The 13515-nt window shown below is 52.1% G+C and carries 13 protein-coding genes; all 13 read right to left on the bottom strand.

From position 1 onward, the window contains the following. Positions 1–6: 6 nt before the first annotated feature. Positions 7–1461: an ATP-binding protein gene (locus WMO29_RS08300; protein WP_349164462.1), complete on the bottom strand. Its 1455-nt coding sequence runs from the start codon at positions 1459–1461 to the stop codon at positions 7–9. Continuing rightward, the gene (locus WMO29_RS08295; RefSeq protein ID WP_349164461.1) at positions 1458–2696 is read right to left on the bottom strand and encodes a VWA-like domain-containing protein; all 1239 of its coding nucleotides are present in this window, start codon (positions 2694–2696) and stop codon (positions 1458–1460) included. Before WMO29_RS08295 ends, WMO29_RS08300 begins: the two co-directional genes overlap by 4 nt. A gap of 215 nt (positions 2697–2911) precedes the next feature. Then, entirely contained in the window at positions 2912–4303 is a 1392-nt protein-coding gene (gene asnS / locus WMO29_RS08290) for an asparagine--tRNA ligase (RefSeq protein ID WP_349164460.1), read from the bottom strand. A 201-nt stretch (positions 4304–4504) separates the two neighbouring features. Then, positions 4505–4858, bottom strand: coding sequence for a hypothetical protein (locus WMO29_RS08285; RefSeq protein ID WP_349164459.1), 354 nt, complete (start codon positions 4856–4858; stop codon positions 4505–4507). A 161-nt stretch (positions 4859–5019) separates the two neighbouring features. Then, positions 5020–5415 (bottom strand): hypothetical protein, encoded by a 396-nt coding sequence (locus WMO29_RS08280; protein WP_349164458.1) that lies wholly within the window; start codon positions 5413–5415, stop codon positions 5020–5022. A gap of 83 nt (positions 5416–5498) precedes the next feature. After that, positions 5499–7418 carry an ABC transporter ATP-binding protein gene (locus WMO29_RS08275; protein WP_349164457.1) on the bottom strand — a complete coding sequence of 640 codons (1920 nt, stop codon included), beginning with the start codon at positions 7416–7418 and terminating at the stop codon, positions 5499–5501. Then, entirely contained in the window at positions 7415–9160 is a 1746-nt protein-coding gene (locus tag WMO29_RS08270) for an ABC transporter ATP-binding protein (RefSeq protein WP_349164455.1), read from the bottom strand. The genes WMO29_RS08275 and WMO29_RS08270 overlap by 4 nt, the downstream gene beginning before the upstream one ends. Beyond that, positions 9154–9651: a MarR family winged helix-turn-helix transcriptional regulator gene (locus WMO29_RS08265; protein ID WP_349164454.1), complete on the bottom strand. Its 498-nt coding sequence runs from the start codon at positions 9649–9651 to the stop codon at positions 9154–9156. The genes WMO29_RS08270 and WMO29_RS08265 overlap by 7 nt, the downstream gene beginning before the upstream one ends. A 137-nt stretch (positions 9652–9788) precedes the next feature. After that, a complete protein-coding gene (locus WMO29_RS08260) occupies positions 9789–10388 on the bottom strand; it encodes a class II aldolase/adducin family protein (RefSeq protein WP_349164453.1) in 600 nt (199 codons plus the stop codon). A 3-nt stretch (positions 10389–10391) separates the two neighbouring features. Then, entirely contained in the window at positions 10392–11630 is a 1239-nt protein-coding gene (gene otnK, locus WMO29_RS08255) for a 3-oxo-tetronate kinase (protein WP_349164452.1), read from the bottom strand. A gap of 69 nt (positions 11631–11699) precedes the next feature. Then, the gene (locus WMO29_RS08250) at positions 11700–12167 is read right to left on the bottom strand and encodes a PPC domain-containing DNA-binding protein (protein WP_349164451.1); all 468 of its coding nucleotides are present in this window, start codon (positions 12165–12167) and stop codon (positions 11700–11702) included. Between the two features lie 16 nt (positions 12168–12183). Beyond that, positions 12184–12636 carry a PTS sugar transporter subunit IIA gene (locus WMO29_RS08245; RefSeq protein ID WP_349164450.1) on the bottom strand — a complete coding sequence of 151 codons (453 nt, stop codon included), beginning with the start codon at positions 12634–12636 and terminating at the stop codon, positions 12184–12186. 7 nt (positions 12637–12643) lie between these two features. After that, the gene (locus WMO29_RS08240) at positions 12644–13489 is read right to left on the bottom strand and encodes a class II fructose-bisphosphate aldolase (RefSeq protein ID WP_349164448.1); all 846 of its coding nucleotides are present in this window, start codon (positions 13487–13489) and stop codon (positions 12644–12646) included. Between the last annotated feature and the right edge of the window lie 26 nt (positions 13490–13515).

The following is a 13515-nucleotide window of genomic DNA, read 5'->3' as shown; positions in this document are numbered from 1 at the left end:
GTTTTATTACAGCCGTTTTCGAAGCTCCGCTTCCCGCCGGTCTGCGCCCAGAAGCTGCTCCGCTTGCGTCCGAAGCTCCGGCTCCCTCTTCAGGATTCCCGCACAGACGGAACGCTCCCGGATGCCGGTCAGGAAGATGACCAGCTCCTGCTTTTCCCCGAAGGCTTCACGGACGAATGCCGCGCCGTTTTGCATGGCCGCGGTCAGTTCTTTCCGCTGCCGCTCTGCCCGCTTTTGTTCCTGTCCGCTTCTCTCCGAAAATGCGTCTGCGGCTCCGCCTGTCCTGACTGCCTCCCTGCAGTCCCGGATCACGTTGAAAAGCCGCTGTTCCCGTTCTTCTTCCCCTGCATCCAGCAGACCGTTTTCTTTGCGGACCGCCAGGCTCTTTCTCCGACGGTCCAGGCGCTCGTCCACAAGCGCTGTCAGCTGCTCTGCGGTTCCCTGTCCCAGGCCGTCCGCAAAGAAGCGCAAACTGTCGGACAGCTTCTGCTGTTCCTCGTACGCCCCTCCCAGGGCGTAAATACGCTGTAACAAAAGCCAGACGATGCAGAGACGCTCGTCAAAGGGCAGGGACGGCAGATTCGTCGGCACGTCCGCTGCTCCGGTCAGAATCTGCTCGGGCTTCAGCTCCTTCTTCCATTTTTCATAAAGACGGTAATAAAAGGTAAATTCCGTCGCCGTGTCCTCGTCCTGAAGATACTGGCCGAACAGCGCCTCCTCCACGCCAAGCTCCAGCTCCTCCATGGTCAGCAGTATCTCTGACAAATCTTCCCAGGCCCGTCCGGTCACAAAGCCCTTCTCGCCAGGCTCCATCACGTAAAAGCGTTCCGGACGCAGCTCCAGGAAGGACAATACCGCCGGGTGTAGGCCGCGCTCCACCGCATAATGCTTCCAGATGGGGAAATCCGGTTCCACCTTCATATAGCGTACCCGATCCAGAGTAACCGTATCGAATTCCCGCACCGAACGGTTGTAGGCAGGCGGATTACCGGCCGCCACGATGACCCAGCCCTCGGGCAACGCATGGCTTCCGAAGGTCTTATACTGGAGAAACTGCAGCATGGCGGGCATCAGGGTCTCTGACACGCAGTTGATTTCATCCAAGAACAGGATGCCGTCGGTGCAGCCGGTTTTCTCGATCTGCCCGTAGACCGACGCAATGATTTCACTCATGGTATAGGAGGTCACGGTATACTCTTTTCCCGCGAACTGCCTTTCCGTCAATACCGGCAAGCCGATGGCGCTCTGGCGGGTATGGTGGGTCATGGTGTAAGACACCAGGCCGACGCCGCATTCTCCGGCAATCTGCTCCATGATGGCGGTCTTGCCAATGCCCGGCGGGCCGATGAGCAGCACCGGACGTTGGCGCGGCACCGGGATCCGGAAGGTTCCCGCCGCCGTTCTGGCCGTATAAGCCCGGACTGTCTTTTTGATTTCTTCTTTTGCTTCCTGTATATTCATGCCCTTTTCTCCTCCAATACCAGTCTGTGTACCCAGTCCGGCATATCGATACTGTCAAAATGCCCCTGCAGCATTACGAACCAGACCTGATAGTCCGGCTCCTTCTTCGGATACCAGCCGCAGCCGTCCGTAAAATACAGAATTCCCTGTAAATCCCGCAGCTCTCCCCGCTGCCTCAGCTCCTCAATCCGCGCGAAGGCCGGACGGAAATCTGTCCCGCCCCCGCCCCGGATCTCCAGGTGCTCCAGATATTTTTCGAATTCTTCCCGGCTGTGAATGCAGTCGTCCTGCTGGATCTGATTGTCGCATTGGATCAGGTGCAGGCAGAAGCTTCGGAAAAACAGGCGATCCTGTTCCAGAATCCCCCTGGTCTCCTCCAGGAATACCCGCACCAGTTCTTTTTCACAGGAACCGGAGGTATCGATGACAATGACCAGGTCGGCGATTTTCCGTTCCTCACTGTATTCCAGCGGTTCTATCAGCGGCATATTTCTATACATTTCCAGTCCGTAAGTGTACCAGGAATACTGAAACTCGTCCAGATTCAGGCGGCTGTCCTCCCGGTAGGAGGACAGGCCTCTTAAAATACTCCGATAATCGCCCCGCTGACCGGCTGCCGGAACCAGCTGCCGGGTGCGGTGCCGCTTCGCCGTCCCCGCTTTCCGTTTTCCTCTGGGATTGCCGCTTCGAAGCAGCTTCTCCCCCTGCCCCTGCCAGAAGGCCTTTTCCCGCTCGTCAGGCTTCTGTCCCCAGAGACTGTGGTCGTCCACAGGCGGCTTTTCCGGGATGGGCTTTCCCCACAGTTCTTCCGTCAGCTCCCAGGCTTTCTCGTCGCAGGCAGCCTCCCAGCCCTTGCGCTCCTCCTGTTCGACGCGCCAGGCCTCGAAGGGGTGCCCCAGGAGACAGTGACTGAGCATATGCAGCAGCTCCTGTGAGAGGAAGTCGCTGCTATGCAGGAAATCGGACTGGAGACGGAACTGGGAAAGGTAGAAAGCATGGCCATCGGTTCGGAAGCCCACGCAGACTTTCTTTTCACTCTCCCAACCCTCTGCGTCTGATTTCTGCTCCAACTCCTTCGGATCCAGATTCTTCTGTACCAGCTGCTTCGTCTCCTCTATCTGAAACTTCACCGCTCCCAACACAGGCGCAAGGCCGTGGAGACGCTGGTAGAGCTTCAGCTTGACCAGATCGAGGATTTCGTATTCGGTTGCGTACTGGCTGGACTGATTTTCCATGGATCCCTCTCTGCTCCTTTTGCTTTTATTCTCAGCTTTTATTCTAACACGATGCTATCGTTTTATAAAGAACCCTTTCCATGAAAAAAGAAAATGAAAAAATATGTCTCTCCCGAAATCTTTGAATATAAAAATATCTGCACCACCCCCAATCAGAGAATGATACAGATATTCTAATTACATTTCCATATAATTTGTAAAATATTAGATTCTGATTACAGCTCGCAGTTATTTACGGTTCTCGGGAACGGAATCACGTCGCGGATATTGCCCATACCGGTCAGATACATCACGCAGCGCTCGAAGCCCAGGCCAAAGCCGGAATGACGGACAGAGCCGTATTTCCGCAGGTCAAGGTAGAAGCCGTAATCCTCTTCCTTCAGACCCAGCTCCTGCATACGACCGGTCAGCTTCTCCAGGTCGTCCTCTCTCTGGCTTCCGCCGATGATCTCACCGATACCCGGTACCAGACAGTCCATAGCGGCTACGGTCTTGCCGTCCTCGTTCAGCTTCATATAGAAGGCCTTGATGTCCTTCGGGTAATCTGTTACGAAAATCGGGCGCTTGAAGACCTGCTCGGTCAGATAACGCTCATGCTCGGTCTGCAGATCGCAGCCCCAGCTTACCTTATAATCAAAGTTGTCGTTGTTCTTCTCCAGAATTTCAATGGCCTCGGTGTAGGTCACATGACCGAACTCGGAATTCAGCACGCCGTGCAGTCTGTCCAAAAGTCCCTTGTCCACAAACTGGTTGAAGAAATTCATCTCCTCCGGAGCATTCTCCAGCACGTAGCTGATGACATATTTCAGCATAGCCTCGGCTACTTCCATATTGTCTTCCAGATCCGCAAAGGCCATCTCCGGCTCAATCATCCAGAACTCAGCCGCATGGCGTGTGGTATTGGAATTCTCCGCGCGGAAGGTCGGTCCAAAGGTATAGATATCACGGAACGCCATAGCGTAGGTCTCGCCGTTCAGCTGTCCGCTTACGGTCAGATTCGTCTCTTTTCCGAAGAAGTCCTGACTGTAATCGATCTGTCCCTCTTCGGTCTTCGGTACATTGTTCAGATCCAGCGTGGTCACCTGGAACATCTCGCCTGCGCCCTCGCAGTCGCTTCCGGTAATCAGCGGCGTATGTACGTATACGAAGCCTCTCTCCTGGAAGAACTGGTGAATCGCGTAGGCAATCAGGGAGCGAACCCGGAATACAGCCTGAAAGGTATTGGTTCTGGCGCGCAGATGGGGAATGGTTCTCAGATACTCGAAGGAGTGGCGCTTCTTCTGCAGCGGATAATCCGGCGCGGAATCGCCCTCTACCACAACCTCTTCTGCCTGAATCTCGAAGGGCTGCTTTGCCTCCGGTGTAGCAACCAGAGTTCCCTTTACAATCACAGCTGCGCCCACGTTCAGCTTGGAAACCTCTTTAAAATTCTCCATGTTATCATGGTATACGATCTGCAGTGTCTGGAAGCAGCTTCCGTCTCCCATAACCAGGAAGCCGAAGGCCTTGGAGCCACGGTTACTGCGGAGCCAGCCTGCTACTGTGATTTCCTTATCCAGATAGCTTTCGGTGTTGCGATATAATTCTTTTACAGTAATGCACTTCATTGTTTTATCCCTGCCCTTTTCTTTCTCTTGCTTCCGGCGCTTTTCCCGCGCGCCGATTCAGTCTACAGTATAGCGCATTTTGGACGGGTCTGCAAGACGGGAATCACAAAGAATCTCACCGTCAGACCAGGTTTTCCCATAAAATTGCCCTGCAAATCCATCTCGATCTGCAGGGCATTGCTTTTTGCTTTCTTTTCAGGCTTAACGAGTGGTCTGGTTTGTGGTGCCGTTATTGGTGTTCGTTGTCCCATTCGTCATATCGTCCACCACATTTTCTGTGCCGTCTACCACGTCATCCACGCCGTTCATGATGCCATCGCCTACATCCTCGACTGCGTCGCCTGCGCCGTCTACGGCGTCGTCTACGATGTTGCCGTCATTGACGGTTCCATTGTTCACGGTGCCGTCGGTGGTGGCTCCGTTATTGGTAGTTCCGTTGTTTTCGGTGTTCGGCTTGTTGGTTCCGCCGTTGTTGTCGGAATTGCCACAGGCGCTTACGCCCAGGACCAGTACAAGCAGCAACAGTCCTGCTGTGTATTTTCTGAACCTCTTCATAATATAGAATCTCCTTTCTGCCGTCGCTGGACGGTATCCGTTTCTATCCACATTATGAGCGGTTCCTGATTTTTTTATACACAGGGAAATGTTATTTTTCCACTTTGTTCTATTAAAAAAAGCAATGCAATCTTTTTACAGACTGCATTGCTTTTTGGGTTTTAGCTTTTTTTCTGGAATTCGGTGCGGCATTTGGGACAGGTTACGATAATTTTTCCTTTGCCCCTGGGGACGCGGATTTTCTGACGGCAGTTTGGACATTTGTAGATGTGGTGGGTTTTGCGGTCAGTTAAATTGCGCTTCCAGTTATTTACTTTGTATTTTACCCGATTTTGCCAGGTCAGGAATTTCTGATTCTCGGCGTAGCGGCGGTTGTAGTCGCGGGAGAACATGCGGTAGTAGCAGTAGACTAATATCGCCATGACCAGGTAGACGATGATGTTGCTGCGGACAAACAGGTTCAGAATAATCAGAACCAGGCCGATGGTAGTCAGAAACCGGGACAGCTGATCGGCGCCGTAGCGGCCTTGCATAAAATGTTGAAATTTTTCTCGCATAAAAGCTCCTTTTAAGACGGACGCTCTGCGAGGTTCAAAAATCGTGTGTTCGAACCCCACAGAGCTGGTTTTCGAGATTAAGGTTATGAGAGTTCAAAGGCTCCGGTATAGAGCTGATAATATTTGCCCTTCTGGGCAATCAGTTCCTCGTGATTGCCCCGCTCGATGATGCGTCCCTGCTCCAGGACCATGATCACGTCGGAGTTCTGGACGGTGGAGAGGCGGTGGGCAATGACAAATACCGTACGGCCCTGCATCAGGCTGTCCATGCCTCGCTGGACGATTGCTTCGGTTCGGGTGTCGATGCTCGACGTCGCCTCATCCAGGATCAGGACGGGCGGGTCGGCAATGGCTGCACGGGCGATGGTCAGAAGCTGACGCTGTCCCTGGGACAGGTTGCCGCCGTCTCCGGTGAGCATGGTATCATAGCCCTGGGGCAGGTGCCTGATAAAGCTGTCTGCGCCTGCCAGCATGGCTGCGCCCTTGACCTCGCTGTCGGTGGCGTCCAGCTTGCCGTACCGGATATTGTCGGCTACGGTGCCGGTAAACAGGTGGCTGTCCTGAAGTACCATACCCAGGGAACGGCGCAGATCCTGCTTCTTAATCTTATTGATGTTGATACCGTCGTAACGGATCTTTCCGTCCTGAATATCGTAAAACCGGTTGATCAGGTTGGTAATGGTCGTTTTTCCGGCTCCGGTAGCGCCTACGAAGGCCACCTTCTGTCCGGGCTTCGCGTAGAGCTTAATGTCGTGAAGTACGGTTTTTTCCGGTGTATAACCAAAGTCTACCCCGTCCATGACTACGTCGCCCTTCAGCTCCGTGTATGTGATGGTACCGTCATGATGGGGATGCTTCCAGGCCCAGATACCGGTACGCTCCGGCACCTCCACCAGCTTGTCACCCTCATAGCGGGCATTGACCAGGGTTACGTAACCGCCGTCCTGCTCAGAGGGCTCATCCATCAGGTTGAAGATTCGCTCCGCGCCTGCCAGGGCCATAATGATAGAGTTGAACTGCTGGGCAATCTGCGCAATCGGCTGATTGAAACTTCTTGTCAGCTGCAGGAAGGAGGCAAGACCGCCCAGGGTCAGGCCGCCGATCCCGCCGATGGCCAGCAGAGATCCTACAATGGTGGTCAGCACATAATTGATATTTCCAATATTTCCCATTACCGGCATCAGCACGTTCGCATAGACGTTCGCGTTGCTGGCACTGTCAAAGAGCTTGTCGTTCAGCTCCTTGAATTTTGCCTTGGCTTCTTCCTCATGGCAGAAGACCTTTACCACCTTCTGGCCGTCCATCATTTCCTCAATGTAGCCGTTGACTTTACCCAGATCCTGCTGCTGCGCCATAAAGTACCGGCCGGACTGGCCGCCGATTTTCTTGATGACATTTGTCATGACGAATACCATGGCAACGATCATTAGGGTCAGAATCGGGCTTAAGTATACCATGGACGCGAAGACGCTGACGATGGTAATGGCGGAGGACAGCAGCTGCGGGATACTCTGGCTGATCATCTGCCGCAGGGTATCTGTATCATTGGTGTAGATACTCATCAGGTCTCCGTGGGTATGGGTGTCAAAATACGGAATCGCCAGGGTCTCCATGTGGTCGAACAGGCCGTCCCTTACTTTTTTCAGGCTGCCCTCGGAAATGTAAATCATCAGGCGGTTGTACAGATAGTTGGAGACCACGCCCACCAGATAAATCACCGCCATGGTGGCCAGCGCCTTCAAAAGCGGTGTGAAATCCGGCGCGGAGCTTCCCACCAGGGGTGTAATGTAGTCATCGATCAGAGACTGCAGGAATAAGCTGCCGTATACGTTGGCCAGTACTCCGACTACGATACCGATGATAACCAGTACGCACTGAATCGGATAGCCCTTTACGATGATGGCGAAGATTCGCTTCAGCGTCTTCATGGGGTTTTTCGCCTTGGGGCCTTTTCTCATTCCTCTGGGTCCTCCGGGACCTCCCGGTCTTTTGCTGTTGCTCATTCTGCGTCACCTCCTTCGCTGTCTGTGGGCTTCTGCTGGGATTCGTATACTTCCCGGTAAATTGCGTTATTTTTCAATAATTCCGCATGGGTTCCGACGCCGCTCACCGCGCCGTCATCCAGCACGATAATCTTATCCGAATCCTGTACGGAAGAGATACGCTGGGCAATGATGATCTTGGTGGTATCGGGAATCTCCTCCCGGAAGGCCTTCCGGATCATGGCGTCCGTATGGGTATCCACCGCGCTGGTGGAATCGTCCAGAATCAGGATTCTCGGCTTCTTCAACAGGGCTCTGGCGATACAGAGACGCTGCTTCTGTCCGCCGGACACATTGCTGCCGCCCTGCTCAATCCAGGTGTCATACTGCTCCGGGAAGCGCTGGATAAATTCATCGGCGCAGGCCAGCTTACAGACGCGGATCAGCTCCTCATCGCTGGCGTCCTTATCGCCCCAGCGCAGGTTTTCCTTGATGGTGCCGGAAAACAGCACGTTCTTCTGAAGCACCATGGACACCTGATTCCGGAGGGAATCCAGGTCGTAATCCCGGACGTCGATGCCGCCTACCCGGACGCTTCCTCCTGTTACGTCATACAATCTGGGGATCAGCTGTACCAGCGTAGACTTGGCGCTTCCGGTGCCGCCCAGGATCCCTACAGTCTCGCCGGATTTGATTTCCAGATTGATATGATCCAGATTCAGATTACCCTCGTCGTTCCGATAGCTGAAGGATACGTTGTCAAAGGTAATGGAGCCGTCGGGAACCTCTGTAACAGCCTGCTCCTTATTGGTCAGGCTGCTCTTTTCATTTAAGACCTCGCAGATACGCTCTGCGGAGGATTTGGCCATGGTCAGCATAACAGCTACCATAGCGATGAACATCAGGCTCATCATGATATTCATGGTATAGGTAAAGAGGCTCATCAGCTGGCCGGTGGTCATATTGCCCGCTACGATGGTTCTGGCACCCAGCCAGGACACCGCGATGATACAGGCGTAAACCGTAAACTGCATGGTGGGCATCATGCTGACCATCAGCTTCTGGGCCCGAACCGCGCAGCGATATACGGCCTCGGAGGCCTTGCCAAACTTCTGCTTCTCATGCTCCTCACGCACGTATGCCTTGACTACCCGGATACCGGTCAGATTTTCCTGGATATCCGCGTTCAGGGCGTCGTATTTATCGAACATTTCACGGAAATATTTTCCTACGCGTCCCATCAGGAAGGCAATGACGATTCCTAAGAATACCAGCGCCACCAGATATACACAGGACAGTCTGGCATTGATGATAAAGGTCATAGTCATGGCCGTGACCAGCATAACCGGCGCACGCATCAGCATACGCATCATCATCTGGAACGCGTTCTGTACGTTGGTTACATCGGTGGTCAGACGTGTAACCAGTCCCGCGGTAGAAAAATGATCGATATTGGAGAAGGAAAATTCCTGGATATGATTGTACATTCCCTCTCTTACATTTTTCGCAAAGCCGGTAGACGCGATGGCCGCCTGCTTCGCGGCAAAAGCTCCGCAGAACAGGGACGCAAAGGATACCAGAAGCATCACCAGTCCCATCGTGATTACATATTTCATGTTGCCTGTCTCAAGTCCGTTGTCGATGATAGCCGCCATCAGAAGCGGAATGATCATCTCAAAGATAACCTCGAAGACAATAAAAATCGGCGCTGAGATGGCCGTCTTTTTGTACTCGCCTATATAGGCCTTTAATGTCTTCAGCATGTGTGCCCTCCTTGTGTGATTCTTTCTCTATGCTGCTCTAACTGTTCTTCTGTTCCATCATTTTCCGTCATAGTCGCCAGGATCCGGTCCAGAAGCTCCAGAAGCTTTGCCTGCTCCTCGTCCGTCATACAGGCGTAGATTCGTTCGTCCAGATTTCTGGCTCCCTCTCCCATATCCTCCATGACCTGATTGCCTTTTTCCGTCACTTCTATAATCCGGTATCTGCCGTCAGCCGGATTGCGCCGCCTGGCGATATAGCCTTTTTCCTCCAACCGGTTCAGGATGCCGGTCACCGTCGGGTTTTTCAGCTGGAACCAGTACTCGATCTCCCGCTGATGAATTTCCTTGTCCGGATTGCATTTCAGATAGCAGAGTATTTCCATCTGCATGCCGGTCAGGTTGTATTTCAGAAGATTTTTATCCCACAGCTCGCGGAACTTGTTGTTGATAATCCGAATCCGCTTGCTGATTGGGCTGGGCCCCCTCCTCATTGGTTGATCCTCCTTCTGCAAATTTTTTCATAATAAATAGGATACTATATAGCTCCCTATATAGTATCCTATATGTTAGTACGCTTGGGTTTGATTGTCAATAAAATAAATCTTAAAAATGTGTGAACTTTATTTTCCTAGACGGTCTGAAATTCCTCCTTTCCATATTTTTCAATCGTATACAACAGTTTTGAGTTGGTTTCCAGCTCTTCCAGTGTATAAAAGCCGTCCAGCGCGTTTTTCGCTCCCAGTACGACTCCGTGATTGTTCAAAAAGTACAGTTTGGTCTTCTCATCCACCACTGCCTCAAAGTCCGCGAACAATTCCCTGCTGCCCGGTTTCTGATAGGGAACCGCCTTCAGAAGACCGCCGGTCTTCATATTCAGATAAGGCGTATACGCATATAAACCGGCAAACGCCTTTTCCTTATCCTTCAGACAGGAAATCAGCGTGGCGTAAAAGCTATGGGTATGGATGATGACCTGATTTTCATCGGAAACCCGGTACATGGCCAGATGCAGCGGATATTCTTTGCTGGGCCTTCCCTCCAGAATCGTTCCATCCAAAGCAATTTTCGCAAAACCATTTTCATCCAGCCGCCCGAAACAACCGCCGCTTTTTGAGATATAGACCGTATCTCCGTCCCGGAAACTGATATTTCCTGTTGAACCGGTCACCAGTCCCCGGTTAAATAACTGATTGGCGACCCAGATAACCTCTTTCATTGTCTCATTCATATTTTATTTCTCCTCACTCAGACTTTTCGTAAAAAATTCTTCATCCCCGAAATTACCGGATTTCAATGCCAGCTGCAGCTTCGGATTTTCCACTGGTATCAACATGGGGACGCCTGGCGCTATCACTCGGCCGATATGGTATGCGTGATAGTTGAGCCGGAGGGTTACCGCGCCTGAAGTCTCACCGCCTGCCACCACGATTTTACCAAATCCGGCCTGCAGTGTTTTTTCGCTCAGATCTGCCAGCAACTTTTCAAATAACGTAGACAGCTTCGTAAACGTCTCATCCCGCGCTACGCCGCTCATATTTTTTTCTACGCCGTCGCTGTATACCACTGTCGTCTCCGGGAGGTTTTGCAGGACTGTCTCAAATATCTGCTCCGCGTTTACCTCCCCAGCCAGCAGCTTTTCCGAGTCAATCCGGACAAAGGGATGGCCTTTTTCGATATAACTGCGGATCTGCCTGCCGCTCATTTCCGAGCAGCTTCCGCAGAGAATCACCGCTTTTTCACTGTCGCCCTCGCTTTTGTATACCGTTTCTCCCCGTCCGCCTGCGCCGCCGAAATATTCCAAAAGTCCCGAACCGCCTGTATACAGACGCAGATCCGGAAAGGCAGCGAGAATCGCCCTTCCATCCTCCTCCGTCTCATAATCCGGGACCAGGTAAAATTTTCCAGTTTTCTGTGCTTCATTCACACCCTTTGACGGCTGTTTCAGTGTCTCCCTGTCCAGAACATAACAGGGATACCCGGACTGCTCTTTCATCAGATTCGGTATATAGGAATCCCACATGGGATTCAACGGATGATTTCTCATGGGGCTTTCGTCCAACGGCTGACCGTTCACATACAGCCTTCCGTCTTTTACGGTTCTCCCGTTTACCGGAAGGGAGGGACATAGAAGCGTGTACGGCACATCCAGCGCCTCCATCAGATAGTCCCCGATGATTCCGATATTTCCCTTTGGTGTGGAGTCGAAGGTGGAACAATATTTGTAGTATACCTTCTCCACGCCCAGCGCCCGGAACAGTCCCAGAGCCGCCTGCACCTGGCGAATCGCCTCTTTGGGCGGCACGCTTCGTATCTTCTGCGCCACAACCACGCAGTCGCAGTCCAGCGGCTGAACCCCGCGGACATCCGTCAGCAGGATAACCCGGTACCCGGCTTTGACCAGAAATGAGGCCGCGTCGCTGGCTCCCGTAAAATCATCCGCGATAACGCCCAGTTTTATATTTCCCATCATATCTGCTTTCTCCATTACAACTCAAAAGGGATATCAAACCGTGTCTGATATCCCTTTGAAATCTGCCTGTTATGCTTTCGGAAGGAACTGCGTCAGCGCTGTCTCCTCGTCGAATACTCTCAGCATCTCAACATCCGCAATCTCAACAATGACCAAATCAACGGTGGTTAATGTGGGCGTCTGTCCTTTTACAATGTGTCCGCCAAATACCTTTCCGGTCTTGTCGCACATGGTCGCGTGGAAATGGGTGTCGTACTTTCCATCATTCTGACATACCACGCCGGTTCCGTTCAGGAATTCCACCGGACCCTCACAGGTAAATACGTCTCCGTAGCCTGCGCCGATCTTTGCCTCCGGCTTCGGAACCAGATACATATATCCGGTCTTCGCAAAGGATCCGAAGCAGGTAACGTACGCGTGCTTCACGCCGTTTTTCTCGCATACCGCTTCAATTCCCTCTATTAAATCTGTCTCCGGCAGCAATCTGGCTGCTATGGTTTTTCCTGTCTTTCCGCAGGCGTCTGCAAATCTAATCATAGTTTCCACTCCTTCATCATTCAAAAAAGTCGTCTTCGTTTTTCTCTGACTGTTCCTTTTTCATTGCCTGGTTTACAAAAATGATCTCGTCTTTTGCTCTCTCTACGGCCGCCGCCAGTTCCTCCGGAGCCACCTTTGCGTCTTCGTAGAAACAGTACTGGATAATAATATCGCACACCAACGGAAAGCTCGTTCCGGTGATCAGAAATACTCTTTCATCATCTACGAAAGGCATCAGGTACTGATTCACACTTCCATGCATAATATCGCTGAAAATGATGACCTGCTCCTCCTTCGGAATGGCTTTTACCACCGCTTCCAGCCTTCCCTTTGCGTCCTCGATACTTTCCCCTATAAAAGCACTGACTGTCTCTATCTTGTCCGCCACATCTTTTCCGATGATAACCTCTACCGTACTTTTGAATCCGTCCGCCAGGCGTCCGTGACTCGCTATCAAAAATCTGATCATATGTTACCTACCTAGTCCAAGCCTTTCCATCCTGTCCGAATAATTTTACGTAATGAGCCAGTCTGTCACTGTAGCCCTTGATGAATGTGGGCATCAGTTTCCACTTATCAAAGTTCGGATCCTTGAAGAATTCCACCAGCTCCTCTTTTCCTGCTACCACCAGCTCCGTCGCCAGATTTACCTTCTGGATTCCACTTCTGACTGCTCTCGCCAGGTTCTCGTCACCGGTTCCGGAACCACCGTGCAGTACCAATGGTGTATCACCGCAGGCTTCCACGATCTGGGCCAGACGCTCAAAATCGATATGTGGCGTTCCCTTATATCTGCCGTGCGCCGTTCCGATGGCAACTGCCAGGCAATCTACGCCAGTCTCCTGGATGAATTTCGCTGCCTGATCCGGCTCGGTCAGATTGCTGACGCCATCTACCTCATAGTTGGCACCCATGCCCACATGACCCAGCTCAGCCTCTACGCTGATACCCAGAGCCTTCGCAATCTTTACGATCTCCTTTGTCTGCTCTAGATTTTCCTCATAGGAAAGTGATGAGCGGTCTACCATGACAGATGTGCAACCGGAACGGATGCCCAGAATCACATCCTCATAGGTCTTTCCATGATCCAGATTGATGGCAATGGGCACCGGAGAGAGTTCAGAAAGTTCACGAATCATCTGAATAAACCAGGGCAGATCCGGATGAATGAACGCATTTACGTCGATGATCATCGGCGCGTTCAGATCCTCTGCGACCTTAATAACCGCTCTGACTGTGTCCTCACTCTGTACATTGGGGGCTGTCACGCCATAGCCCTCCGCTCTCGCACGGTTCATAATTTCCGCCATTGTAACAAGCATTTTTCATTTCCTCCTCTTTCTTATTT

The sequence above is a fragment of the Laedolimicola intestinihominis genome, assembly GCF_040096155.1.
GTDB classification, from domain to species: domain Bacteria; phylum Bacillota; class Clostridia; order Lachnospirales; family Lachnospiraceae; genus Laedolimicola; species Laedolimicola intestinihominis.
The sequence above is the reverse complement of the archived record's forward strand: the minus strand, read 5'-3'. Positions and strand labels throughout refer to the sequence as shown.

Coding starts and splice junctions, on each gene's coding strand:
- WMO29_RS08300 (WP_349164462.1), bottom strand. CDS start 1,461: ATGAATATACAGGAAGCAAAAGAAGAAATCAAAAAGACAGTCCGGGCT.
- WMO29_RS08295 (WP_349164461.1), bottom strand. CDS start 2,696: ATGGAAAATCAGTCCAGCCAGTACGCAACCGAATACGAAATCCTCGAT.
- asnS (WP_349164460.1), bottom strand. CDS start 4,303: ATGAAGTGCATTACTGTAAAAGAATTATATCGCAACACCGAAAGCTAT.
- WMO29_RS08285 (WP_349164459.1), bottom strand. CDS start 4,858: ATGAAGAGGTTCAGAAAATACACAGCAGGACTGTTGCTGCTTGTACTG.
- WMO29_RS08280 (WP_349164458.1), bottom strand. CDS start 5,415: ATGCGAGAAAAATTTCAACATTTTATGCAAGGCCGCTACGGCGCCGAT.
- WMO29_RS08275 (WP_349164457.1), bottom strand. CDS start 7,418: ATGAGCAACAGCAAAAGACCGGGAGGTCCCGGAGGACCCAGAGGAATG.
- WMO29_RS08270 (WP_349164455.1), bottom strand. CDS start 9,160: ATGCTGAAGACATTAAAGGCCTATATAGGCGAGTACAAAAAGACGGCC.
- WMO29_RS08265 (WP_349164454.1), bottom strand. CDS start 9,651: ATGAGGAGGGGGCCCAGCCCAATCAGCAAGCGGATTCGGATTATCAAC.
- WMO29_RS08260 (WP_349164453.1), bottom strand. CDS start 10,388: ATGAATGAGACAATGAAAGAGGTTATCTGGGTCGCCAATCAGTTATTT.
- otnK (WP_349164452.1), bottom strand. CDS start 11,630: ATGATGGGAAATATAAAACTGGGCGTTATCGCGGATGATTTTACGGGA.
- WMO29_RS08250 (WP_349164451.1), bottom strand. CDS start 12,167: ATGATTAGATTTGCAGACGCCTGCGGAAAGACAGGAAAAACCATAGCA.
- WMO29_RS08245 (WP_349164450.1), bottom strand. CDS start 12,636: ATGATCAGATTTTTGATAGCGAGTCACGGACGCCTGGCGGACGGATTC.
- WMO29_RS08240 (WP_349164448.1), bottom strand. CDS start 13,489: ATGCTTGTTACAATGGCGGAAATTATGAACCGTGCGAGAGCGGAGGGC.